General features: G+C 68.0%; 21 protein-coding genes and 1 tRNA gene. 9 read left to right on the top strand and 13 right to left on the bottom strand.

The genetic code is table 11. The features are described 5' to 3' along the window. Window positions 1-18 precede the first annotated feature (18 nt). Window positions 19-480 carry a MarR family winged helix-turn-helix transcriptional regulator gene (locus LRQ07_RS06915; RefSeq protein WP_374199029.1) on the bottom strand — a complete coding sequence of 154 codons (462 nt, stop codon included), beginning with the start codon at window positions 478-480 and terminating at the stop codon, window positions 19-21. Between the two features lie 148 nt (window positions 481-628). Here LRQ07_RS06915 and LRQ07_RS06920 point away from each other — a divergent pair, with 148 nt between their 5' ends. Further along, window positions 629-2,296, top strand: coding sequence for a SulP family inorganic anion transporter (locus LRQ07_RS06920; RefSeq protein ID WP_256536232.1), 1,668 nt, complete (start codon window positions 629-631; stop codon window positions 2,294-2,296). 36 nt (window positions 2,297-2,332) lie between these two features. On the opposite strand, the gene LRQ07_RS06925 is transcribed toward LRQ07_RS06920, so the two are convergent. The 4 genes from LRQ07_RS06925 to LRQ07_RS06940 form a co-directional block, all read right to left on the bottom strand. Then, window positions 2,333-3,004, bottom strand: a complete 672-nt coding sequence (locus tag LRQ07_RS06925) for a GAP family protein (RefSeq protein WP_256536233.1) — start codon at window positions 3,002-3,004, stop codon at window positions 2,333-2,335. Beyond that, the gene (locus tag LRQ07_RS06930) at window positions 3,004-4,683 is read right to left on the bottom strand and encodes a SulP family inorganic anion transporter (protein WP_256536234.1); all 1,680 of its coding nucleotides are present in this window, start codon (window positions 4,681-4,683) and stop codon (window positions 3,004-3,006) included. The genes LRQ07_RS06925 and LRQ07_RS06930 overlap by 1 nt, the downstream gene beginning before the upstream one ends. A gap of 131 nt (window positions 4,684-4,814) precedes the next feature. After that, a complete protein-coding gene (locus LRQ07_RS06935) occupies window positions 4,815-5,957 on the bottom strand; it encodes an AI-2E family transporter (protein ID WP_256536235.1) in 1,143 nt (380 codons plus the stop codon). A gap of 73 nt (window positions 5,958-6,030) precedes the next feature. Next, window positions 6,031-6,864, bottom strand: coding sequence for a mechanosensitive ion channel family protein (locus LRQ07_RS06940; protein ID WP_232762087.1), 834 nt, complete (start codon window positions 6,862-6,864; stop codon window positions 6,031-6,033). 144 nt (window positions 6,865-7,008) lie between these two features. Between LRQ07_RS06940 and LRQ07_RS06945 the strand changes: the two genes are divergently transcribed. Further along, window positions 7,009-8,100, top strand: coding sequence for a DUF998 domain-containing protein (locus LRQ07_RS06945; protein WP_256536236.1), 1,092 nt, complete (start codon window positions 7,009-7,011; stop codon window positions 8,098-8,100). Window positions 8,101-8,132: 32 nt separating this feature from the next. After that, entirely contained in the window at window positions 8,133-10,679 is a 2,547-nt protein-coding gene (locus tag LRQ07_RS06950) for a LuxR C-terminal-related transcriptional regulator (protein ID WP_256536237.1), read from the top strand. Between the two features lie 29 nt (window positions 10,680-10,708). On the opposite strand, the gene LRQ07_RS06955 is transcribed toward LRQ07_RS06950, so the two are convergent. Further along, window positions 10,709-11,152 (bottom strand): DUF6325 family protein, encoded by a 444-nt coding sequence (locus LRQ07_RS06955; protein WP_256536238.1) that lies wholly within the window; start codon window positions 11,150-11,152, stop codon window positions 10,709-10,711. A 4-nt stretch (window positions 11,153-11,156) separates the two neighbouring features. Next, entirely contained in the window at window positions 11,157-11,543 is a 387-nt protein-coding gene (locus LRQ07_RS06960) for an SHOCT domain-containing protein (protein ID WP_047520406.1), read from the bottom strand. A gap of 160 nt (window positions 11,544-11,703) precedes the next feature. On the opposite strand from LRQ07_RS06960, the gene LRQ07_RS06965 reads away from it, so the two are divergent. The 4 genes from LRQ07_RS06965 (at window position 11,704) to LRQ07_RS06980 (ending at window position 15,156) form a co-directional block, all read left to right on the top strand. After that, a complete protein-coding gene (locus tag LRQ07_RS06965; protein ID WP_256536239.1) occupies window positions 11,704-12,831 on the top strand; it encodes an AI-2E family transporter in 1,128 nt (375 codons plus the stop codon). A 98-nt stretch (window positions 12,832-12,929) separates the two neighbouring features. Beyond that, the gene (locus tag LRQ07_RS06970; protein WP_131492168.1) at window positions 12,930-13,361 is read left to right on the top strand and encodes a DUF6325 family protein; all 432 of its coding nucleotides are present in this window, start codon (window positions 12,930-12,932) and stop codon (window positions 13,359-13,361) included. 3 nt (window positions 13,362-13,364) lie between these two features. Beyond that, window positions 13,365-13,733, top strand: a complete 369-nt coding sequence (locus tag LRQ07_RS06975) for an SHOCT domain-containing protein (RefSeq protein WP_256536240.1) — start codon at window positions 13,365-13,367, stop codon at window positions 13,731-13,733. Window positions 13,734-13,791: 58 nt separating this feature from the next. Next, the gene (locus LRQ07_RS06980) at window positions 13,792-15,156 is read left to right on the top strand and encodes a hypothetical protein (protein WP_256536241.1); all 1,365 of its coding nucleotides are present in this window, start codon (window positions 13,792-13,794) and stop codon (window positions 15,154-15,156) included. A 30-nt stretch (window positions 15,157-15,186) separates the two neighbouring features. Here the strand turns inward: LRQ07_RS06980 and LRQ07_RS06985 are convergent, their stop codons facing one another. Next, window positions 15,187-16,140 (bottom strand): HAD family hydrolase, encoded by a 954-nt coding sequence (locus LRQ07_RS06985; RefSeq protein WP_256536242.1) that lies wholly within the window; start codon window positions 16,138-16,140, stop codon window positions 15,187-15,189. 80 nt (window positions 16,141-16,220) lie between these two features. Further along, complete coding sequence (locus LRQ07_RS06990; RefSeq protein ID WP_232762078.1) at window positions 16,221-18,128, bottom strand: heavy metal translocating P-type ATPase; 1,908 nt, start codon at window positions 18,126-18,128, stop codon at window positions 16,221-16,223. A gap of 98 nt (window positions 18,129-18,226) precedes the next feature. Between LRQ07_RS06990 and LRQ07_RS06995 the strand changes: the two genes are divergently transcribed. Continuing rightward, window positions 18,227-19,822, top strand: coding sequence for a DHA2 family efflux MFS transporter permease subunit (locus tag LRQ07_RS06995; protein WP_256536243.1), 1,596 nt, complete (start codon window positions 18,227-18,229; stop codon window positions 19,820-19,822). Between the two features lie 18 nt (window positions 19,823-19,840). On the opposite strand, the gene LRQ07_RS07000 is transcribed toward LRQ07_RS06995, so the two are convergent. From LRQ07_RS07000 to LRQ07_RS07015, 4 genes are all read right to left on the bottom strand, one after another. Beyond that, window positions 19,841-20,071, bottom strand: coding sequence for a hypothetical protein (locus LRQ07_RS07000; RefSeq protein WP_256536244.1), 231 nt, complete (start codon window positions 20,069-20,071; stop codon window positions 19,841-19,843). Between the two features lie 43 nt (window positions 20,072-20,114). Next, a complete protein-coding gene (locus LRQ07_RS07005) occupies window positions 20,115-20,744 on the bottom strand; it encodes a VanZ family protein (RefSeq protein ID WP_256536245.1) in 630 nt (209 codons plus the stop codon). Window positions 20,745-20,952: 208 nt separating this feature from the next. Continuing rightward, window positions 20,953-21,025: transfer RNA gene (locus LRQ07_RS07010), tRNA-Arg, on the bottom strand. A gap of 16 nt (window positions 21,026-21,041) precedes the next feature. Continuing rightward, entirely contained in the window at window positions 21,042-21,857 is an 816-nt protein-coding gene (locus LRQ07_RS07015; protein WP_256536246.1) for an SGNH/GDSL hydrolase family protein, read from the bottom strand. A gap of 92 nt (window positions 21,858-21,949) precedes the next feature. Here LRQ07_RS07015 and argS point away from each other — a divergent pair, with 92 nt between their 5' ends. Beyond that, the gene (argS, locus tag LRQ07_RS07020) at window positions 21,950-23,614 is read left to right on the top strand and encodes an arginine--tRNA ligase (protein ID WP_256536247.1); all 1,665 of its coding nucleotides are present in this window, start codon (window positions 21,950-21,952) and stop codon (window positions 23,612-23,614) included. Window positions 23,615-23,622: the final 8 nt, after the last annotated feature.

The following is a 23,622-nucleotide window of genomic DNA, read 5'->3' on the forward strand; positions in this document are numbered from 1 at the left end:
GTTCCTGTGTGAGTGAATTCAACGAGGGTCGTCCGTGTCGACGGACGTGGCGAGGCCGGCGGTCACCCGCTGGAGTCGGTCGGTGATGTCGCGCAGTTCGGTGATGAGCGCGCGGCGGTGATCGTCGTCGCGGAGACCGGCGGCTTCGGCGACGGCGGCATGAATGGGCGCCACCTCCGCACGAAGCTCGCTCCCTCTCGCGGTGAGCTGCACCGTCACGACACGCTCATCGGTCCGGCTGCGGGATCGCTCGACGAGACCGGCCTGTTCGAGGCGTCGCACGAGTGGCGAGAGCGTGCCCGAGTCGAGGCGCATCACCTCGCCGAGCGATCCGATGGTCTGCTCGCCGTCGAGCCACAGCGCCGCGAGCACGAGGTACTGCGGGTAGGTGAGTCCCCAGGGCGCGAGCAGCGCCCGATACGCCTGAGTGGTGGCGCGGGCAGCGGAGTACAGCGAGAAGCACACCATCTCATCGGTCATGGCCATATGGTATATGCTTGCACACAAGTCAGTTGTGCACAACTTAATCGGTGCACCGCCCCACCCGCGGCGGGTGAGGATCCTCGAGTCGACCACGGTCGGTCGCAGTACGCTCGGGTCATCGGACCGCCGGAGGCAGGTGAGCGCAGTGAGAAGACCGTCGTGGTTCTTCAGCACGCTCGAGGGCTACCAGCACCGCTGGATCGCGCGCGACGTCATCGCGGGACTGTCGGCGGGGGCTGTCGTGATCCCGCAGGCGATGGCCTACGCGACGATCGCCGATCTCCCCGTCCAGGTCGGTCTGTACACGTGCATCCTGCCGATGCTCGTCTACGCGTTCCTCGGCGGCAGCCGGGCGATGAGCGTCTCGACGACGTCGACGATCGCGACTCTTACCGCGACGACTCTCGTCACCGCGGGCGTGGCCGCCGGTGCCGATGACGCCATCAGCTCCCTCATGATGCTGACGCTTCTCGTCGGAGTGACCCTTCTCCTCGCTCGGTTGTGTCGACTCGGGTCGCTCGTGGAGAACATCAGCGGTGCGACGGTGCTGGGGCTCAAGATCGGCGTCGGCGCAACGGTCGCCGTCGGGCAACTGCCCAAGCTGCTGGGCCAGAGCGAGGACTTCTCCGGACATGGCTTCTTCCGGTCGCTCGCGGTCGTCGGGCACGCTCTCGACAGCGTGAACTGGCCGACACTGGCCCTGTCGGTCGGTTCGATCGCCGCGCTGCTCGTCCTGAAGCTCGTCGCCCCAAAGATCCCCGGAACACTCGTCGTCGTGGTCGGCGGCATCCTCCTCGTCGGGCTCGGGGGCATCGATGAGCTCGGCGTCCGCCTGATCGCGCCCGTCCCGAGTGGGCTCCCCGTTCCCGGCATCCCCGACCTCGCACGGCTCCCCGCGTTGCTCCCGGGTGCTCTCGCCATCGCGGTCATGGCCTTCCTCGAGTCCGCAGCGGTGGCTCGGAGCCTCCGCGCGGCGACCGATCGTCAGGTCGACAGCGACCAGGAGCTTCTCGCGACCGGGGCGGCGAACACGGTCGGCGCGTTCTTCGGCACCATGCCGGCGGCGGGAGGGTTCTCGCAGAGCGCCGTCAATCGGAGCGCGGGCGCCGCGTCGCAGCTGGCGACGGTGGTGACGGTCGCGCTCGCCCTCCTCGTGTCGTTGTTCCTCGGCCCCGTGCTGAGTCTGTTGCCGGAGGCGACCCTGGCGGCGATGGTCTTCGTGGCGGTCGCAGGACTCATCGACATCCCCGAGCTGGTGCGGTGGGCACGGATCAGTCGGGTGGACTTCTGGGTCGCCCTGTCCGTTGCTGTCCTCGGGCTCACGGCAGGGCTCCTCCCGGCCGTCGCGGTCGGAGTCGTCGTCACCCTGATCCTCGTGCTGCGCGAGTTGAACGTGCCGAAGGTGCGCGTGGTGGGCAGGAACGACGGGGTGCTCGGTGTCGACCTCGAACGGGGGCTCTACACCGCCAACGCGCTGGTCAACGAGCGCCGCGTGCTCGAGCTCGTCGATCGCGAGAGCGAGCCCATCCGCGCGCTCGTGCTCGGGCTGCGACAGCAGGAAGTCATGACGATCACGGTGCTCGACGCCCTCGAAGATCTTGATCGCGAGTTGGCGCAGCGCGGTGTCTTCCTGCACCTGGCTGCGCTTCCGGAACCGGCGACGGCGGTCGCGGAGCACACGCCCTGGTTCCTGCGGCTCTCCGCCGCTAGGCGGGTGCATGTCTCCGTACGAGACGGGATCGGGTCGATCGCCGCGACGCACACGGATGCCGCGCTCGACGCCGTGCATCCCGAACCCGACGAACCACGCTGACCATCGGTCTCACGTTCGCCGGGTGCGGGACATCGGTCAGAAACTGCCGATGCCTTTTCCGACCATCGACATCCCGATCACCAGGAGCAGCACCGCCATGATGACCGTGTTCTCGGTGGCGAGCCAGCCGCGCAGGGCGTTCAGAGGCGCTCGAAGCCGGTCTGCCGCGATGAGGTAGCCGATCACCGGAACGAGCACCGTCGAGGCCGCGATGAGCGTGTAGACGACCACCACGAGGACCGTCGAGCCGACGGGAAGAGCCGCAGCGCCGATGTCGGTGCCGGAACCGGCCGCCATGATGAGATTCTTCGGATTGACTGCGGAAAGCAGGAAGCCGAGTCCGAAGGCGACCGGGAAGGTGACCGTGTCGATCGCCTTCATCCACTTCGGCAGGGCCGCCTCTTCGCCCGCTTTCGGACGTTTGCGCCACTGTCCGAAGGCGAGCACGAAGAGGAGCACCCCGAGCAGGAGCTGCACGACGCCGCGGATCGGACGGGAAGCGTCCGGGTCCTCCTCCGGGAGGATGGAGAACAGCAGCGTGAAGACCGTCACCGCCACGACGATGCCGATCACCCACCCGAGCAGGAAGCCCACACTCGTGACGCGCGCCTTCGGCGAGAGCAGCATCAGGATCGCCGCGATGATCGGGATCGGGCTGATCGCCACGCCGAGGGCGAGCGGGAGGATCTCTCCGATGACGGTGCCCATCAGTGACCTGCTTTCCTTGAGGACGTGGGCTCCGCCGACGACGGGGCCAGTCGGCTGATCGCGGCGCGGTTGGTCGAGAAGACCTCTTCCGTGTCGAGCAACCCGAGACTGGTGAGACGGTGCAGCGTCTTGGGGCGGACTCGGCTGTACGCGAGCGAGATGGATTGCGACGCGAGCCATTCCTTGAGCGCGGTGAAGGACTCCGCTCCGGTGACGTCCACATCGGTCACGGCCTCCATGTCGACGACGAGGTGGTGGACCGAGCCCGTTCCGGCCGAGCGGATCGCCTCCTTCACCGCGGTGGAGAAGACGGCGCCGTTCGCGAAGAACAGGGGGGCCGCGAGACGGATCACGATCACGCCCGGGGCGGTGACGTTCCCGGCGGGGGCGTCCTCGAGCAGGGACTCGCCGGGGTCGCCGCTGGATTCCAGGACATCGATCGCCGGATGCGAGGCGCGCTTGGCGAGGTTGATGAGCGCGAGCATGAAGGCCACCAGGATGCCGGCGATCGAACCGACGAAGAGCGTGGTGAGGAAGCAGGTCGCCCCGATGAGGAACTCGAACCGATCCTTGCGCCACAGATCGATGAAGTCGCGCACGCCGAGAAGCGGGATGATGGCCACGCCCACGATCGCGCCGATCGCGGGGGAGGGGATGTCGGCCAACAGTGCCGTGCCGAACAGGAGGAGCAGCAGGGTTCCCGCCGCGAGGATCAGAGCGGGGAACTGTGTGCGGGATCCGGCCTGATCCATCGCCGCGGTGCGGGAGGTCGAGGAGCCCACCGCGAAGCTGCCCTGCGCCCCCGCGGCGACATTGGAGATGCCGAACGCGAACAGGTCGCGGTTCGCGCGGAACGGATAGCCGTGTTTCTCGGAGTAGGAGCGGGAGACGAGCAGACCCTCCGCTGTCGTCACCAGTGTGAGCGCGATCGCGGAGGGCACCAGCGCGAGCCACAGCGACCAGTCGATCATGGGCCAGGTCAGCACCGGCGGCCCCGCGGGAACCTCACCGAGCACATCCACCCCTCGCTGATCGAGCCCGGTCAGGACGACCACGAGCGTGGTCACGACCAGCACGATCAGCGCCCAGGGGACCGCACGCAGGAAGCGGCGCCCCAGCAGCAGGACGGCCACCGAGCAGACGGAGATCAGGACGGCCCAGCCGTTGAGGGTCGTGAAGCCTCCCACGAGATCGGCGATCTTGCCGGTGAACTCCTTCCCGGAGTCGATCTTGACGCCCAGCATCTTCGCGACCTGGCTCACCATGATGTCGAGCGCGAGGCCGCCCACGAAGCCGACGAGGATCGGCTTCGACAGGAAGTTCGCCAGGAAGCCGAGCTTGAACACGGCCAGAAGCACGAACATCACCCCGCAGATGATCGCCTGCGCGAGTGCCAGGGTGGCGTAGTCGGCGCTGCCCGCGGCGGCGAGACCACCGATCGACGAGGCGACGAGCGCGGCGGCCGCGGCATCCGGAGACGCGACGAGCTGGCGTGAGGAGACGACCAGGGCATACACGATCGTCGGCACCACGAGGGCGTAGAGCCCCGCGGTCGGCGGGAGACCGGCGATCTGTGCGTAGCCGATGTTCAGAGGGATGGCGATCGCGAGCAGTGTCACACCCGCCGTCAGCTCGGTCACGAAGTTCCGCCCGGTGAGCCCCGCGAGTGGTCGTTGCACGTCGCCTCCCTCAGCCGCACCCGGTCGAGCGCGTTCGCGTCCCCCATCCCAGCCCGGGAAGACGGCGGCCACAACCAGGCCCTAACCTCCCCCGGGTGATACCCCGTCGGAGCGGATCGGGGTGCGGGAGGTCACACGCTGCGTCGAACCCGTCGCCGCAGACGGCCTCGGGGCTGGGGTGCCGGCTCCGGCTCGGAAGCCGCGGGCACGGCCGTGCGATCCCCGGAGAGCCAGCGCACCCAGGTGGTCCCCGGATCGCCTTCGAGCACCAGTGCGCGTGCCAGCAGGGTGAGCGGGATCGAGAGGATCGCGCCGAGGGGCCCGATGATGAACGTCCAGAAGATCACCGAGAAGAAACTGAGCGTGAGGCTGAGGTCGACCGCGTCGCTGACGAACTTCGGCTGCACGAGAACCTGGAGCACCACGTTCACGACGCAGTACACGACGACCACACCGAGGAGGAGCGGCCAGCCGCCGACCGCGTACGCGAGGATCGCCGGGGGGACGAGTCCGAGGACGAATCCGATGTTCGGGATGAAGTTCGTCACGAACGCGAGGATCGCCCAGACGACGGGTGCGGGAACGCCCATCCACCACAGCGCCAGGCCATCGATGACCGCGACGATGGCGCCGAAGGTGGCGTTGACGATGTAGTAGCGACGGATTCCGGAACTGAGGTGGGTGATGCGCGCGATCACCGCACCCTTCGAAGCGCCGAAGAGTTCGGGCGCCTGCCGGTATCGTGCCGCGTCGGCCGCCATGAAGATGATGTAGGCGCAGACGAAGAACAGCGCGGTCGCGACGCTGAGCACGGTGCCGCCGATGCTGCGCACGAGGCCGAGCAGAGTGGTGGGATCCAGCACGGAGGCTGCCGCATCCGAGGCCTGCTCGTCCAAGCCCAGGGCCTGCAGCCAGGCGATGAACTCGTCGGCGGTGTTCGCCAGGCCTCCTTCCGAGACGAGATCGCCGACCAGCCGTGCGAACTGCGTACCGGCGAGCCAGAGCAGGGCGCCCATCGCCAGAAGGATCAGGTAGGCGACGACGATGACGACGGTCGTGCTCGCCCACCGTGGCCATCCGCGGCGGTCGAGCGGGCGACGGAGCGGTTCGCAGATGATCACGATCACGATCGCGAGAGCCAGCGGTCCGAAGATGTCGCGCACGAAGTACACGCCCGCCAGCGTGACCACGCTCGCCGCGAGTACCAGGAGCACTCGAAGACTGGGGGAGAGCATCCGATCGGCGGAGCCCCCGGGCGGTGATGAGGTGGTCACGCGGCCAGCGTAGCCGTCGCTCGCGGGTGATCGCGCTCGCCTCGCGGATGGCACCGCCGACGGATGCCGGCGCTCAGTACGGCTCGGGAGGGACGAGGGGCGGCGTGCTCTGCTCCGGTGCCACCACGCTGCGCAGGCCAGCCGCTTCCAGTGCCTCGGCCACTGCGCGCACGGTGTCGGAGACGACCGTGGCGCCGTGCAGGGGGTGATGCCAGATCTGGAGCTCCAACATCCATCGGGTCGGGGAGACTGAGCTGATGCGCACGCCTGGGCGCTCGCGCGTGTGCACACCGTCGACGGTGGCCGCCGCGTCGGTGATGACCCCGATCACCTCGTCCAGGTCGAGGTCGTCGGACCGCGCGATCCTGACGTCCAGCGCGCTTCGACGCGCCCCGTGTCGGGAGTTGTTCACGAGCACGCCGGTGAGCAGCGCGGCATTCGGCACGTGCACCGTGCGCCCGTCCACCGTGGTGAGGATCACCGCGCGTCCGTTGAGCTCCTGCACCTTGCCGCGGATCTCCCCGTCCGGGCCGTCGATCGCGATCTCCTCGCCGATCTTCACCGACTGGCGGGACTGGATCAGGACGCCCGCGGCGAAGTTGTCCGCGACACCTCGCAGTACCAGGATCAGGACGACGACCGCGATGGCCGTCATCGCCAGCAGCGGCTGCACGTTCGCGCCGAGGAAGGCCAGGCCGACCCCGATGCCGACCAGGAGCAGTGCGTACTGGGTGAATCGCGCGGCGAGCTGCGCCACGGAGTCCGAGATGCCCGGTGTCCGGGTCGTGAGTTTGAGAACGCCTTTGCGCGCGAACCGTGACAGCAGCCACCCGACGAGCACCGACAGCACCGCCAGCCCGATCTGCAGGGCGGAGAGGCCGTCGGGGAAAAGGTCCTCCCAGGTCACGATCGCGGCTCCTTCAGGCTCGTCCGGGTCGTCCGCCTCATGCGACAAGGATGCGCCGACCCGGTCGCAGCGCGTGCGCCGCGGTCACCCCGCGCGGGTGAGCCCGTCGGTGCGGTGGCGTGCGACCGCCAGGACACTGGGCCCATGTCCACGACTCCGCCGACACCGGATCTGCTGACGGCCGCACGCTCGCGCGGAGCGACGAGGGAGCGTGCGCGGGAGGCCATCGGGCTCCAGATCTCGATCTTCGCCTTCATCCTCGCGGCACTCGTCGCCCTCCCCGTCTTCGGTCTGCGTTCGGCGCCGATCTCCGGCCCTGACTCGCTCGGCCAGTTCGCCGCACTGATGTCGGCGGTCACGGCGATCGTCGTCTTCGTGCTGGGGCGGATCATCGCGGCCGATCCCGCGCGGGAGAAGCGGCTCGGCGTGCTCGACATCATCGACATCGCGGCTTTCGCGTTCGCCCACGCCATGATCGCGCTGCTCGGATGGACGCTCGCGGCGACGATCATGGAGCAGGGACTCCTCGGAGCCGTGGTGTATCCGATACCCGTGCTGATGCTGGCCGGAGCCGCCGCGGCGCTCACCGCGTACGTGACCTACTACTCCGCGACCCACCTCGATCTGCAGCTGTTGGCGACGGTGCTCGCCGTGTTCCTCGTGCTCGGAGTCCTTGCGAGCATGCTCACCGCGAGCGATCCGCAGTGGTGGAAGGAGAATCTGAGTGCCCTCGGCATGACCGACGATCTTTCGGCGCGCGCCTTCAATCTGACGTTGATCGTCGCCGGCATCCTCGTGACGACGCTGGCCCGCTACGCCACGCGGGGCATCCCGACCACGCATCCACGCGGAGTGGTCGCCGTGCGGACGTGCCTCGTCATCGTGGGAATCTTCCTCGGCCTCGTCGGCGTGTTCCCCGTCGATCAGCACTTCGCGCTGCACACGGGCGTGGCCTCGGGCATGGTCGTCGCGTACGCCGTGCTCGTGGTCGCCATCCGGCGATGGATCCCCGGTGTCTCCCGCACGTTCGTCATCCTCGGCTACGTGTTCATCCTGCTGATCCTGCTGCTCTCGGTGTTCTTCGCCGTCGGCTACTACACGCTCACCGCGGTCGAGCTGGTGGCGGGGACGGTCGTCTTCAGCTGGATCATCCTGTTCATCCGTACGGCGGATGCGCTCAAGCGCGACGCGGAGCGAGAGGCTTCGGACGGCGACACTCGACGAAAGTCACCTTGAAGGGCTAACCGATACGCCAGTACCTTGGTGCCATGTCGCCCCCCGTACGCTCGACGACGCCGGGACCGACGGTGCGTTTCCGACCGCCGGCACCGCAACCAGGCGCCATCCGTCGCGAACGCGTGAGCGACGCGCTCGAGGCGGCAGCGGCGGCGGACTCGCTTGTCGTGGTCAGTGCCCCCAGCGGATTCGGCAAGACCACTGCCGTCGCTGACTGGGCTTCCGGGCTCGAGCAGGTCGCCTGGTTGGGCCTCAGCTCGTTCGACTGCGATCCGTCGCGGCTGACGCAGGGAGTCGTGCACGCCCTGCTGGTCGGGGCCGAGAGAGCAGGGCGGTCGCTCGCCATCTCTCGGGACCTGGACGACCCGAGTCACGCCTACCAGGAGATCTGCAGCGCCTTCGAGGGCGTCGACGACCGCGTGCACCTGATCATCGACGACGCGCAGCGCGCGGGGGAGGACTGGCGTCGGGGTCTCCTCGGCATGCTTGCGGAGCAGGGGCCGGACAACCTGCGGATCATCCTCGTCGGCACGACGCTGCTCGAGGTCACGCTCTCCCGGCATCGGATCACGCATCCGGACGCCTTCGTGGGCGCGGAGACCCTCAGCTTCACGGAGCCGGAGGTGGAGCGTCTGCAGGCGTCGGTGGCGAACGGTCTCGCCGCCGACACGATCTTCGAGGAGACCAGGGGCTGGCCGATTGCCGTCCGCCTGATGATGATCGGTGGAGCTCGACCGGACTCCGTGGCGCAGAGCGCGTCCGGCTTCCTCGGCGCCTACGTCCGCGAACATGTGCTCGGCGCATTGCCACCGGGCGTGGCCGACTTCGTGCTCGACGCGAGTGTCTGCGGAGAGCTGACCCCGGAGCTGGCCGCTGCGGTCACGGAGCGTCCCGACGCGGCCGAACTTCTCGAGACATGCGTGCGGCTCGGTCTCTTCCTCGACCGGTTCGACGGTTCGCACGGGGTCGTGTACCGCTGGCACACCTCGTTCGCACGACAGTGCGCGGAGATCGTACGGCTCGATGCCGCACGCGCCGCCGCCTGTCATCGCCGTGCAGCGAGCGCGCTCGAGGCGACCGATCCCATCGCGTCGGTCGCGCATTCGCTTCGTGCCGGGGAGTCCGTGACGGCGAGAGAAACGTTGCTGCGCCATTGGCTCGGTCTCGTCGTGGGGACGAGTGCCGCCGAGGTCGAGCGCACGTCGGTGGAGATGCTGCATCGAACCCCCGACGACGCGCAGGTCCTCCTCGTCCGCGCCTGCGCGAGTGACGTGTTGGGTGACCATCGTGTGGCCCGCGAGCTGTTCCGCCGCGCCGAGGCGACGGTGGCCCGGACGTGCGAGGGAGCGGAACCCCCGGTCCTGCTCATCGCCCGGCTGTTCATCGCGGATGAACGCACCGAGGTCGCGGAGGCGAGCGCCAGAGTGCGCCGGATGCTCCTCGAGGGGGATTCGACCGAACTCGGCGATCGCGCGGCGCTCAACTATCTCCTCGGCTGGACCGAGATTCGTCATCGCGGCAACCCGATGATTCCGCTGGAGTACTTCTCGGTCGCCGCCAGGGAGGCGCAGACCTCCGGTGACCGCGAACTGGCGAAGCGTTCGCTCGGGCATCTCGCATTCGGTCAGACGTGGGCCGGCCGTTTCACCGACGCACGGGTGTCCCTCGCCGCCGCGTACGACGTTGAAGACGCCACCCTTCCCTGGAGCACCTATGCCGGAGGGAGTGCAGCGACGGCCTCAGGCTATGTCGCGTACTGGTCGGGCGAGTTCGCCGAGGCGATCCGGGAGTTCGGCACGGTGATCGCCAACGGGGGTTCCGACCGATCCTTCACGAGCGTCGCGCGCATGATGACCGCATACGCTGCGGCGGAGACGGGCGACGTCGCTGCGTGCCGTCGCGCGGCGATCGGCATCCAGGACATTCCTCTCGAGGTGATCCACGGCATCTCCTGGCCGGCATTCCGGGAGTCGTCGGTCGCGCTGCTGGAGGAGACGGTCGGGCGTCAGGATCGAGCGATGCGGATCGCCAGGAAGTACATCCAGTGCCCGGATCTCCCCGTCGTCAACGTCGCGCTCGCGGGGGTCTTGCGTCGGGCCGGTGAATACTCCGCGGCGCTGGAGATGCTGCGCTCGCTTCGGCAGTTCAGCGAGATCTCCTACGTGAAGTCGGCGACACTGATCACGGCTGCGGTGCTGCGCCGGCAGGGTGGTCATCACGACGAGGCGCACGATCTGTGCGAGGCGGCGGTCGCCGTCGCCTCCGGCGAGAACATCCGGCTTCCCTTCGGGCCTCGCGAGACGGCGGTGCGCAAACTGCTGGGCGAACACGTCCACTTCGGCACGCAGTTCGAGGATTTCATCGGACGCTGCCTCGCGAACGATGCCGCCGGTTCGCTGGTGGAGACGCTCTCGGAGCGGGAGCGGGATGTCTTCCAGCAGCTGCAGACCGCGCGGACGCTGCACGAGATCGCTCGCGAGCTGGCGGTGTCGATCAACACGGTCAAGACGCACCAGAGGGCGATCTATCGCAAGCTCGGGGTGTCCTCGCGGCGCGAGGCCGTGCGCACCACGGTCTGAGCTCCCACGCACCCGGCGACGCGGGACGCTCAGTGGTGCTGCAGAGCCGTGGCGAGAATCGTGTTCGCGATCGCGGCCGGAATCGGTTGCATCGCCAGGATGCTGTTCCCTCGTCGATCGACGTCGCGGGAGAAGCGCTCGCTCCACGTCGGCTCGATGAGCATCAGCGCCGCGACGGTGCCGACGGGAAGGTGCGAGGCGAAGTGCCGCGCATCGTCGTCGCCGATCAGGCCGGGGGTGTCGAGTCCGAGGCCGGCGAGCGCGAACTCGTCGGCGTCGATCTCGATCAGCCGCCACTCGTCTCCATGCAGTCGATTGAGGATCAGGAAGTCCAGAAGGCGGATGGCTCCGCTCTCCACCTGTCGAAGCAGAGCCTCCAGGATGTTCGGGCTGAGGCGGCCGTCCTCGAGGCGCACGACGACGAACTCGACGTCGCCGAGCGCCTCCAGGGTCACACCGACCGCCTCAGGCACGATTTCAGCTCAGTGCGCGTGCCTTGATGGCAGCGAACTCGTCGGGGGTGATGGTGCCGGCGGCGAGGAGCTTCGACGCTTTGTCGATCTCATCGCTGGGACTGGAACCGGCGACGCTGCGGATGTAGGAGTCGGCAGCCTGCTGCTGCTCCTTGTACGCCGAAGCGCTGCGTTCGCCCATGCCCCTGCCGCGCGCGATCAGGTAGACGAGGGCCGTCAGGAAGGGGACGAAGATGAGGAAGATGATCCAGACGGCCTTCCACCAGCCGTTCAGGGCGTGGTCCCGGAACAGGTCCGCCACGATGTTGAAGAGCACCATCAGGTAGGAGATGAACACGAAGACCCAGAAGAACCACCAGATGATGTCCCAGAAGCTTGTCCAAATCGACACTTCGGACCCCTTTCGTTGAGTTACTGCGTACCGCGATAGTGACAGCGCGACCGGGAGGGCGGGGAGCTCGCTCACCCCTAGCGGGCGACCCTCGCACGGTCACCAGGAACGGGTTAGGCGGTGGGCGCTCCGTCGGAACCTCGCGCGTAACGTGCACCGTGTGGACGAGACGGAGCCGGTGACGCGCACGGAGCGGGAGAGGGGTCGCCCCCTGTCCCGCCTGCAGCTCATGCTCCCGGCGAAGCCGTTGCTGTCGGGGTTCACCGTCGCCGTGGGGGTCCTGCTCGCGATCGCCCTGGCGGCGACGATCGCCGGCGCCTCCACCGTTCTCATCTCGATCTTCCTGGGGATGTTCCTCGCGCTCGGACTGGATCCGGCCGTGCGCGCTCTCGAACGCCGGAGGATGAGCCGTGCGGCCGGTGTCGCGGTGGTCGCCGCCGTGTTCCTGGCCGTCGTCGCCGTGATCCTCCTCGTCCTCGTTCCGATGACGATCCGACAGGTCTCCGCGGCGATCGAGGCGGCACCCGAAACCATCGCGGCAATGCAGCAGAGCGAGTGGTATCTGGCACTGGAGGCGAACCTCGGTGTCGACCTCTCGGCCGTCGTCGCCGAGGGCATCCACTCGATCACCACGCTGTCCTCCTTCCTCGCGATCTCCGGAGGGGTGCTGAAAGCGGGTTTCGGCGTGATCGGAGCGGTGTCGAGCTTCATCATGGTGGTCGTCCTCACGCTGTACTTCGTGTCCTCCTTGCAGAGCATCAAGGGCGCCGTCGTCTCCCTGGTCCCGCTGTACCGGCGGGCTCGATTCGCCGACGTGCTGGAGGAGATCACGCGGTCGGTCGGGGGAGTGGTCGCCGGCGGCGTGACGCTCTCGATCATCAACGCGCTGGTCGTGCTCGTGATCCAGTTCGCGGTCGGCTCGTCCATCCCCGCGGTGATGGCGATCGTCGCGTTCTTCGTCACGCTGGTCCCGATGATCGGGTCTCTGGTCTTCCTGGTCATCGGCAGCGTCGCGACGCTGTTCGTCAGCCCGCTGGCCGCGCTGATCTTCGCGATCGCGTACCTCGTCTACATCCAGGTGGAGGCCTACGTCGTCACGCCACGTGTCATGGGCAAGGCGGCCGCGGTGCCCGGGGTGCTCGTGATCATCGGCGCGATGATCGGCGCCACCCTCCTCGGACTGCTCGGCGCGCTCGTGGCGATCCCGCTGACCGCGTCGATCCTGATCATCGTCCGCAAGGTGTGGATCCCGCGCCAGAACAGTCAGACCGAGCCGCCGGACGGCTGAGCGCTCACCCGGTTGGGGTGAGAAAGCGGACCTCCGCCTCGACAGCGATGCGAGCATGAGCGCACGGTCCGGTTCGTCACCGTGAGAAAGGACAATCCATGAATGACTTCCGATTCGGCCCCGCCGAGTTCTACCTCGTCGGGTTCGAAGGAGAGCGTCCCGACCCGGCGACGTTCCGGGCACTGACCGACCTCATCGACAGCGGTGTCGTCCGGTTGCTCGACTTCGTCGTGTTGTCGAAGTCGGCGAGTGGTGAGGTCGAGATCGTCGAGCTCGACGACGATGACGGCGATCTCGGGCTGGACGACTTCCAGCCGATCGCCGCAGGCCTCGCCGGTGAGGAGGACGTGGAGGCGCTCGCTGCCGCCCTCGATCCGGGGCAGTCCGCCGCCGTCGTCGTCCTGGAACTCACGTTCGCCCGCGCTCTGGCGCAGAGCCTCGCGGCCGCAGGCGGGCAGGTGCTCCGGAGCGAGCGCGTCCCCGCTCCGGTCGTGAACGCCATGATGGACATCCTCGATCAGGAAGGTTAAGACATGCCAATGAGAAGATTCGGCCGCCCCGGACTGATCGGGCTGGCAGCCAGGACAGCCGTCGTGGCAGGAACGGCGTCGGCCGTGGGCGGTGCCATGTCTCGGAACCAGCAGCAGCGGGCCCAGGGACAGTACGAGCAGCAGCAGTACGAAGCCGCCCAGCAACAGGCGCAGATCGATGCGGCTGCGCAGAACGCCGCCGCACAGTACGCCGCTGCACCTGCACCTGCACCTGCACCTGCAGCAGCGGCACCCCCGGCGGCGGCGCCCGACGACATGGTCGCGAAGCTGCAGCAGCTGGCAGCGCTCAAGGACTCGGGTGTCCTCTCGCAGGAGGAGTTCGTCGCGGCGAAGCAGAAGCTGCTGAGCTGACGATCGGGGCGTGCGCCGGACCCGGCACACGAAGGGGCGACACGGAGGAGGACGCCGCGTGAGCGAACTGGAGGATCTGCGCGCCCGCGTTTTTCTGCTTGAGCAGGAGAACGAGGCGCTCAAGAAATCGCCGGCGGAGAAGCAGCGCCGGCGCCCGGTGGCGAGAAGCATCGTCGCGGGGATCGTGCTCGCCGTCGCCGTGTTGATGGCACCGATCGCGGCGATGGGCACGTGGGCGCGCCTCCAGCTCGTCGATGCCGACAGGTTCGTGGCGACGTTCGCGCCTCTGGCCGAGGATCCCGACGTTCAGGATTTCGTCGCCGACCAGGTCAGTGCCGCCATCCACGAGCAGGTCGACCTCGACGCGGTCGTGGGCGAGGTCTTCGACGGCTTGCGGGAGCTGGACCTTCCCCCTCGCGCGTCCTCCGCCCTCAGTCTCCTGGAGGCGCCGGCGGCCAGCGGGCTCACGTCCCTCGTCGACAACGTGATCCATGACGTGGTCGCCTCCGACCAGTTCGCCGACATCTGGGCGCAGTCGCTGCGTTTCAGTCATGAGCGTGCCGTGGCGATCATGCAGAACAGTCCGGACACCGCGCTTCAGCTCGCAGACGACGGCGTGCTGTCGATCGATCTCGGTCTCGTGGTCGAGCGCGTCAAGGCGGTGCTGACGGAACGCGGCGTCGGATTCGCGGACCTGATCCCGCAGATCGATCGCTCGATCCCCATCGCGCAGGCCGATGCTCTGGTGCTGGTGCGGACGGTCTACCAGATCGCGGTCGCCGCGGGCTTCTGGCTGCCGTGGGTCGTGCTCGGCCTGGTGGTCGGGGGGATCCTGATCGCCCGGAACCGCCCGCGTGCGTTGTTCTGGACCAGCGCGGCGCTCGCCGTGGCGTTCCTGCTCCTGTCCGCGGGCATGGGGATCGGCCGGGTGTTCTTCATCGGTGCGGTCAGTCCGTCGATCATGACGGCTGCCGCGGCCGAGTCCCTCTTCGATCAGGTGACGTCCTTGCTCAGTTCGACGATCGCTGCGCTGGCCTTGGTCGGCGTCCTGGTAGCCGTGTGGGCCTGGATCGCCGGGTCGAGCCGCAGTGCCGTCGCGCTTCGGGGCGCGTCGGCGAGCGGGTTCGCCGCGGTACGGAACACCTGGGAACGGCGAGGCGTGTCCACGGGACGCTTCGGCCTTGCGATCGACCGATTCCACGGGCCGATCGTGATCGCCGGCATGGCCGTCGCGCTGCTCATCCTCATCATGACGAGACCGGTCTCGTTCGGTTCGGTGGTCGGAGTATCGGTCGGTCTCGTGGTCTTCCTCATCCTGGTCGAGCTGCTGCGTCGTCCCTCCACCGCGACGGACGTTCTCGGGGCAGAGGGCATCGACGAGGAAGTGGCCGCACCGGATGCCACCGTCTCGACGACCCCCTGAACAACCCCACCGAGAGTTCGGCCCGCAGGCTCAGGATGCCTGCGGGTCGCTCGTCGACGAGGGGAACACGGTCTCCCAGTCGTCCTTCACGCTGACCACGGTGTAGCCCTTGTCCGCAGCGTCCGCGAGCACCCTCTCGGCACCGGTGTCGTAGGGCGTGTCGCCGCGTTCCGGGTCGTCGTGGTGGACAAGGAGCGCGAATCCGGGCCGCGGTCCGCGGCGCGCGAAGTCCATCATCGCGGCGTCGCCGTTGGAGTTTCCGCCGACGAACAGGGGGCGCCGACCGATACGGGTCCAGATCCGGATGGGCTTCTCCGGGCCGTCATCGAAGAAGGCCAGGGACGGCGAGTAACGAACGGTCGCGTCCGTGTCGTCCCAGGCGAGGCCGAACGCCGATCCGACGACGCGTTCCGGTGGGATGCCGTAGTTCGCCTGCGTCATCGGGCGCATGAAGTCACGCTCGCCGCCCGACACGATGTAGCACGTGAAGCCGTGCTGCTCGAGGTAGCGGAGCAGTTCGACCATCGGCTGATAGACGGTCTCGGCGTAGGGACGCTTCAGGGTCGGGTGCTGTGCGACCTCGTAGAACTCGGCGACCGATCGGGCGTAGTCCTCGACGCTCATCCCATCGGTGAGTCCGACGAGAGCCTGGATGATGACCTTCAGGTCGGAGTCGTCTCCTCCGTAGTGCTTGTCGATCGCCGTGCCCAACCAACCGAAGTCGCCGCTCACCGCAGCGAGGTACGGCTGCCGCGCGGCCAACTCGGGATCGCGCTCAGCGGCGGCGCGCCACTGTTCCACCACGTAGTGCAGTTGCGTGATCATCGGCTTCTCGGACCACAGGGTGCCGTCGTTGTCGAACACGGCGACCCGTTCCTCGACCGGCACCGCCCCCGGGCCGTCGGCGACGGAGGCGACGAACGCCTCGATCTCGCGCCGTGTGCGGGTGTCGCGCCACGACGGCAGGGCGGCGTTCTCTGTCATCTCGGATCCTCACGTCTCGATCGATCGGCGGTTCGACGGCTCCATGCTGGCATCCCGCGAAAGCGTGAAGAGGCTGCCGGTCACCCCTGTCGGGTGAGACTCGGCGGTGCAGCGGGAGTCTCCTGCACTGTCGTGGGCGGAAGGGATGAGGTCGGACCGCTGAGCGCGCGGAGCGCGTACAGGATGGTCGCGAGGTCGACGAGTTCCTGGACCAGAGCCCCGGCCACCGCTGGAATCACGCCCGTCATCGCGACGAGCATGAGCCCGACGCTCAGTCCGATGCCGATCCAGATCGCCGTGAGCGCGACGCGCAGGGTGTGGCGGCCGATGGAGAGCGCGTCCACGACTTTCGCCAGAGAATCGACGAGGATCACGACATCGGCGGCGTCGCCGGCGGCCGTCGCTCCTTTCGCTCCCATGGCGATGCCGATGTCGGCGGCGGCGAGCACGGGCGCGTCGTTGACCCCGTCGCCGACCATCATCACCGGCCGCGGGTGGAGTTCGGCGGCCAGACGCACCTTCTCCGGAGGAAGCAGCTCCGCGTGGACCTCGGATATCCCCACCTGATGGGCGACGGATTCCGCCGTCGGACCCACGTCCCCGGTGAGCATCACGATCCGGTCGACGCTGTTCCCGCGCAGCCAGGAGACGACCGATCCCGCCTCCGGTCGCGGATGGTCGGCGAGCACGAGGACGCCGGCGAAGCGACCGTCGACGCACACATACGCGGCGGCCTGGCTCACGTCGAGCGTCGCGCGCACCGTATCGGGCGCGTGGGAGGAGACGTAGGCCGGTTTGCCGACCACCACCACCCGCCCGCCGATACGGGCGACCACACCGTTCGTCGCCTCCTCGCGCGCTTCGTCGGCGGAATGGAGGGGGAGACTGCGCTGCTCGGCCGCCCGTCGGATGCCCTCGGCGAGGACATGTGTCGAGTACTGCTCCGCCGAGGCGGCGAGCTGCAGGAGTTCGTCCGCATCGAAGCCGTTCGTCGGGCGCACGTCGACGAGCTCCGGTCTGCCCTGCGTGAGGGTGCCCGTCTTGTCGAAAGCGGCCGACCGCACGCGCGCGATCTGTTCGAGGACGGCACCGCCCTTCATGATGACTCCGGCCTTCGCCGCGCGCGACAGTCCGCCGAGGAAGGCGACGGGAGCCGCGATCAGGAGCGGGCACGGCGTGGCGAGCACGAGCACCTCGGCGAACCGTGTCGAGTCGCCGGAGATCGCCCATGCGGTGCCGGCGAGCACGAGCGACACCGCCGTGAACGGGATCGCGAAGCGGTCGGCCAAACGCACGACCGGAGCATGGGACGCCTCCGCTTCGTGCACGAGTGCGACGATCTGCTGGTACTGGCTGTCCGCGCTCGTGCGAACGGCTTGAATGCGCACAGCTCGGGTTCCGTTGATCGCCCCGGAGAGCACCTCTCCGCCGGCCTCGCGGGTCACGGGCATGCTCTCGCCGGTCAGCGAGGACTCATCGAAGGTCCCCGTTGTGGTCAGGAGGGTGCCGTCGACCGGGACGATCTCGGACGGTCGCACCAGGAGGACGTCGTCTACGGAGACCTGATCCACGGGAACATCCCGGACATCATCCGATTCCGTGGTCTCCGGATTCACGAGCACGTGGGCGATGCGCGGGGAGCGATCCAGCAGCGCGGACAGGTCGCGTTTCGCGCGGCGTCCGGCGAAGTCCTCGAGAGCCTCTCCTCCCGAGAGCATCAGCACGATGATGAGGGAGGCGATGTACTCGCCGACCGCGAGCGTGGCGACCATCGCGACCACCGCCAGGATGTCGAGTCCGACGTGACCGCGGAGCACGTCGCGCACCATCCCGACCAGCGTCCAGGCGACGAACACCGCCACATAGCCCGTCGCGATCCATCGGCCGAGGTCCGCCGTTCCGCTCGCGTGGAGGACCAGCACGCCGACGAACACGAGGACGGTGATCGTGATGGCCGGATAGCGCCACAGCAGGGGGAGAAACCTCATGCCTCAGCTTCCCGCGAATCGCTGCGCGGTGCCACTGATGGATTCATGTCGAGGGCTCGGCGTCGCGAGGAACGATTTAGCTAACTAAGCTAGCGATTATGGATCGATACGCGCGCTGGCGCTGGCTCGGACTCGTCTTCATCAGCATCGCGGTCTCGCTGATCATCGTCGACTCGACGATCGTCAACGTGGCCATTCCCGCGATCGTCGAGGATCTCGGTATCACCTCGACCGAGGTGCAGTGGGTGCAGGAGTCGTACACCCTCGTGTTCGCGTCGTTGCTGCTCGTGTTCGGCAGTCTCGCCGATCGCTTCGGACGGCGTCGGATGATGATCATCGGGGTCGTGGTCTTCGCGACCGCGTCGGTGTTCGCCGCCCTGTCACCGGGCGGTGGGATCCTGATTCTCTCCCGTCTGGTGCAGGGCGTCGGTGGGGCGATGATCCTGCCGACCACGCTCTCGATCATCAATGCGACGTTCCGCGGGAAGGAACGAGGCATCGCGTTCGCCGTCTGGGGGTCGACGATCGGAGGCATGGCAGCCGTCGGTCCTCTCCTGGGAGGATGGCTGACGACCGCCTACTCGTGGCGTTGGGCGTTCGGCATCAACATCCCCCTCGGCGTCATCATCGTGATCGGCGTGCTGCTGACGGTGGCGGAGTCCCGGGGGGATCGCGTCGCAAAGATCGATGTCGTCGGCGCGCTGTTGTCGATCGTGGCGATGGGCAGCCTCGTGTTCGGTCTCATCGAGGGGCGCTCCTACGGGTGGTGGCTCGTCGACACCCGGCCGCAGGTGGGCGAGTGGGTCTGGCCGTGGGAGTTGTCGCCGATTCCGCTGTTCTTCGCCATGGCCGTGCTCGCCGTGGTCGCGTTCATCCTGTGGGGCCGATACCGCGAACGCACGGGACGCTCGACGCTCCTGGCTTTGCGGCTGTTCTCCATCCCCTCTTTCCGCAACGGGAACATCGCGGCCGCCGTCGTGTCCTTGGGTGAGTTCGGCATCATCCTCGCGCTCCCGCTCTGGCTGCAGTTCGTCCTCGGGTTCGAGGCCGTGCAGACCGGACTGCTCCTGCTCGCGCTGGCGGGCGGATCGTTCCTGGCCAGCGGCGTGGCAGGTGCGTCGAGCGGGAGGATCGCGCCCGTGTGGGTCGTGCGCGTCGGACTCCTCGCGGAGATCGTCGGTGTCGCCGGGGTGGGTTTCGTGATCGGACCCGACGCCACGTGGGGACCGCTCGTCCCGTTCCTGTTCGTTTACGGGCTCGGGGTGGGGCTCGCCACCGCCCAGTTGACCGGGGTCGTGCTCGCCGACGTGCCGGTCGCGGATAGCGGGGCCGCATCGGGCACGCAGTCCACATCCCGGCAGATCGGTGCCGCGCTCGGTGTGGCGGTGCTCGGCACCGTGCTCTTCAGCAGTACCGCGGGCATCCTCGCCTCGTCGCTCGACGAGCGAGGGATCCCCGCCGCGCAGCGGGACCAGATCGTGTCCGCCGTGGTCGACAGCGCCGGGGCGGCGATCAGTGGGCTCGAGTCGAACCCCGCAACCGCGAGTGCCGCGGAGGATGCGAAGGTCGCCTTCTCCGAAGGGACTCGATATGCGGCATGGACGGCGGCGGGCTTCCTTGCCCTCGGACTGTTCGCCACCGTGTCCCTCGGATCGACAGCGGTGCGCAGCCGTCCGGAAGAAGAGAAGGTCTGACGGTCCCGACCTCGCTTGCTATGAGCCCGAGTTCTTCTCGGATGGCGCCTGCGCGCGCAACCGTTCGTGTCGGAGCCGAGACGCGTTTCCGAGACATGCTGCGCCCGTGAGTCCGACACCAACGACCGTCCACCACAGCGTCGGAGCAGCGATTCCGGAGAGGATCAGGATGGCGACGAACGTCGAGTACGCGGCGCAGAACACTCCGAGGCCCGTCGCCCGTCGCTCGCCGCCGCGTGAAGTGCCCATCGCTCCACCCTCGCACGATGAGGAGGGTTGTCCAAGGGGGGCATCACGTCATACGTGATCGTGACGGGGTCGCGGTCGACCGAGTAGTGCTTCTCGCCCCAGCCTCGACGTGAGCAGGCCGCTGCCGTGGCGGCCATCGAAAGCGGTCAAAGAATGTGGCGATCCTGCTCGAGCGCGTGAGGAGGCTGAAGAGGCCGTAGCCGATCATGCCGCCCAGGACATTCGTCATCCAGTCGTTGATGTCTGCGAGGTGACCACCCATGGCGAGTCGAGCGATAGCCATCTGGGCCAGCTCGATCGCGAGGCTCGCACCGGCAACGATTGCCAGCACGTTCCACCACCTCGGACGCGTGGACAACAGTGGAATGAGTCCTCCGAGCGGAATGAACACCACGATGTTGATGAGCGCGTCCTCGAGCCCGTAGTCCACGAAGGGTACGAGGTAGAGCGGCAACGGGCGCGGTCCGTCATAGAACCCCGTCCCGATGCGCAGGAAGATCGGGAATACCGTGTTGGCGAGCACTCCTCCCGCGTAGATCGCGAGAGCACCGGCGACCGATGCGCGGGCGAACGTGACGCGACCGCGAGAGCGAAGGACGCGGATCAGCACGAGGAAGGTCACGATCCCCAGCGGAACGACTATCGGGAGCACGGGGATCTCGATGAACTTCATTGGCTGCTTCCGGTGAGAGGCGTGATCTGGAGTGGGAGCACCCGATTCCGCCACTGCGTCTTGCTCGCGCAGGCGACGACGAGGCCGGAGTTCAGGCATCGCGCACCGATGCATCCCCAACGAGAAGAGCCGCCTGAAACCAGGCGGCTCTTCTCGTACTTGGGGGTTACGCATACGTATTCACATATTATCCGCGTACAACCCGATGTGCCCCCGACAGGAGTCGAACCTGCGACCTACGGTACCGGAAACCGGCGCTCTATCCACTGAGCTACGGAGGCGTACCGATCGACAATATCACTCGTCGGGGGTCGTCTCCGACCCACCCGCCTCGGTGACCGGCGCGGCGCGCATCTCGTCGAGGGCGGCAGAGACCTTTTCGGCCAGGTAGCGGTGTCCGTCGGTCGAAGGGTGCTTGCGTCCCAGATCGACGTCGATCACATCGAGATAGTTCTGCGCGGTGATCCATCCCTGGGCGATGGGGGAGAGGTACCACCAGCCCCGTGCCGCGGCGAGCTCACCCAGATCCGTGTCGATGCGAGCGGTCGTCGCGCCCACGGGGAGTTCGTGCGGTGCCGGGCCGAGCACGACGATCGCCGCCTCCGGATACTTCGCAGCCATCGCGTCCCAGGCTGCGGCGACGGCCTCGCGGTAGCCTGCGACGCCCTGCTTCCGGTCGTTGATGGATCCCTGCATGATCACGAGGTCGGGGGAGAGGGCGGGGTCGAGTGCGGCGATGCGCTCGCCGAAGGCCGGGCCGTCGAGACCGGACTTGAGGTACCCGCTCCCTCGGACGCCGTTCACGATCGTCTGGCCGTCGATCAGGCTCGCCAGGACGTAGGCGTAGCCGAGGGTCGGTACCGTCGCCGCAGAGCCGTAGGTCCAGGAGTCACCGAAGACCAGCACGGTCGGGTGCGCGGGCAGGGTGAGGGGAGCAGGGGCGAGCGCCTCGGACGCGGCGTCTGCACCCTCGATCGCGGCGCCCATCGGTGCCGCCGCGGGAAGGGGGATCCACGGTCGCCATACTCCGAGAACGCCGGCAGTCACGGCGAGGAGGAGGGCGATGGCCACTCCTGCGCGGTGCAGTCGACGGCGCGGGACGGTGGCCTTCATGGGACGAGAGTAGATCACCACGAGCGGATTGCGAATTCCGCACGTCCCGTGCCGTCGGATGCCGACGTGGCGCCCCGTAAACTGAGAAGGCTATGAACCCCGAATCGCTCGCCGCCGCCGTCCTCGCCGTCCTCGCACCCATCGCCGAGGAACGACGCCCCGGCGAGCCTCTGGAACTCACCGCCGCCGACATCGTGCTGGAGCGTCCGCGCAACCGCGACCACGGCGACTGGGCAACGAACATCGCCATGCGCCTGGCCAAGCCCTTCGGCACGAACCCGCGGGAGCTCGCCCAGCAGATCGCCGACGGTCTCGGTGGGGTCGAGGGGATCGCGAGCGCCGAGGTCGCCGGTCCGGGCTTCATCAACATCCGGCTCGATGCGGCCGCCGCCGGTGCCCTGGCGAAGGTCATCGTCGACGCGGGCTCCGCCTACGGCACGAACACGTCGCAGGAAGGCGTCAGCGTCAACGTGGAGTTCGTCTCTGCGAACCCGACGGGGCCGTTGCACATCGCACACACGCGGTGGGCCGCTCTCGGCGACTCGATCGTCCGCCTCCTCCTCGCGAGCGGCGCGAACGCCGTCCGGGAGTACTACATCAACGATGCCGGCGCGCAGATGGAGCGTTTCGCCCTTTCGGTTCTCGCTGCGGCGAAGGGCGAGCCCACCCCCGAGGGCGGCTATCCGGGGGAGTACATCACGACGCTCGCCGGTCGTGTTCTCGAAGCGCGTCCGGATCTGCTCCAGCTGCCCGACGACGAGCAGTCGGAGGTGGCGCTTGAGCTCGCCTACGAGTTCCAGCTCGCCGAGATCCGGTCCTCCCTCGGCCGCTTCAACGTGCCCTTCGACGTGTGGTTCTCCGAGCGCACGCTGCACGCGAAGGACGCATCGGGGTCGAGCCTGATCGATCAGGCCGTCGACCGTCTGCGCGAGCAGGGTCACGTCTTCGACGAAGACGGTGCGGTCTGGGTGCGCACCACCGACTTCGGCGACGACAAGGACCGTGTCATCCGCCGTTCGAACGGCGAGTACACCTACTTCGCCGCCGATGCCGCCTACTACCTGAACAAGGGAGACCGCGGGTTCCAGAACAAGATCTACCTTCTCGGCGCCGACCACCACGGTTACGTGCACCGGCTCAAGGCCGTCGCGGGAGCGGCGGGTGAGGATCCGGAGAAGAACGTCGAGGTGCTGATCGGACAGATGGTGTCGATCAACGGCGCCCGCCTCAGCAAGCGCGCCGGCAACATCATCGAGATGGACGACCTGCTCGATTGGCTCGGCACCGACGCGCTCCGGTATTCCCTGGAGCGCTCGCCTGCGGACTCCCCGCTCGATCTCGATCCCGAGCTGCTGCAGAAGCGCACCAATGACAACCCGGTGTTCTACGTGCAGTATGCCCACGCCCGGACCCACAACGTCGCCCGCAACGCCGCCGACTCCGGCGTCGACCGCTCCGAGTTCGCCCCGGAGACCCTCACGCACGAATCCGAGGCCGCCCTTCTCGGAGCTCTGCAGGAGTTCCCGCGCATCGTTGCGTTCGCCGCCCAGGTGCGTGAGCCCCACCGTGTCGCGCGGTACCTCGAGGAGCTCGCGGGGCTGTACCACCGCTGGTACGACAACTGCCGTGTCATCCCTCAGGGCGATGACCCGGTCGAGACGGTCCACCGCACGCGCCTGTGGCTGAACGATGCCGCCGGTCAGGTGTTCCGCAACGGCCTCGACCTCCTCGGGGTCAGCGCCCCCGAGCGCATGTGATGGTCGCG

The sequence above is a fragment of the Microbacterium sp. J1-1 genome (genome assembly GCF_024498615.1).
Lineage (GTDB): Bacteria > Actinomycetota > Actinomycetes > Actinomycetales > Microbacteriaceae > Microbacterium > Microbacterium aurugineum.

What these genes read in the sequence shown, in the direction of transcription:
- LRQ07_RS06945 (WP_256536236.1), top strand. Translation starts at nt 7,009, where the DNA reads ATGTCCACGACTCCGCCGACACCGGATCTGCTGACGGCCGCACGCTCG.
- LRQ07_RS06990 (WP_232762078.1), bottom strand. Translation starts at nt 18,128, where the DNA reads ATGAGGTTTCTCCCCCTGCTGTGGCGCTATCCGGCCATCACGATCACC.
- LRQ07_RS06975 (WP_256536240.1), top strand. Translation starts at nt 13,365, where the DNA reads ATGCCAATGAGAAGATTCGGCCGCCCCGGACTGATCGGGCTGGCAGCC.
- LRQ07_RS07015 (WP_256536246.1), bottom strand. Translation starts at nt 21,857, where the DNA reads ATGAAGGCCACCGTCCCGCGCCGTCGACTGCACCGCGCAGGAGTGGCC.
- LRQ07_RS06970 (WP_131492168.1), top strand. Translation starts at nt 12,930, where the DNA reads ATGAATGACTTCCGATTCGGCCCCGCCGAGTTCTACCTCGTCGGGTTC.
- argS (WP_256536247.1), top strand. Translation starts at nt 21,950, where the DNA reads ATGAACCCCGAATCGCTCGCCGCCGCCGTCCTCGCCGTCCTCGCACCC.
- LRQ07_RS06915 (WP_374199029.1), bottom strand. Translation starts at nt 480, where the DNA reads ATGACCGATGAGATGGTGTGCTTCTCGCTGTACTCCGCTGCCCGCGCC.
- LRQ07_RS07000 (WP_256536244.1), bottom strand. Translation starts at nt 20,071, where the DNA reads ATGGGCACTTCACGCGGCGGCGAGCGACGGGCGACGGGCCTCGGAGTG.
- LRQ07_RS06950 (WP_256536237.1), top strand. Translation starts at nt 8,133, where the DNA reads ATGTCGCCCCCCGTACGCTCGACGACGCCGGGACCGACGGTGCGTTTC.
- LRQ07_RS06995 (WP_256536243.1), top strand. Translation starts at nt 18,227, where the DNA reads ATGGATCGATACGCGCGCTGGCGCTGGCTCGGACTCGTCTTCATCAGC.
- LRQ07_RS07005 (WP_256536245.1), bottom strand. Translation starts at nt 20,744, where the DNA reads ATGAAGTTCATCGAGATCCCCGTGCTCCCGATAGTCGTTCCGCTGGGG.
- LRQ07_RS06925 (WP_256536233.1), bottom strand. Translation starts at nt 3,004, where the DNA reads ATGGGCACCGTCATCGGAGAGATCCTCCCGCTCGCCCTCGGCGTGGCG.
- LRQ07_RS06985 (WP_256536242.1), bottom strand. Translation starts at nt 16,140, where the DNA reads ATGACAGAGAACGCCGCCCTGCCGTCGTGGCGCGACACCCGCACACGG.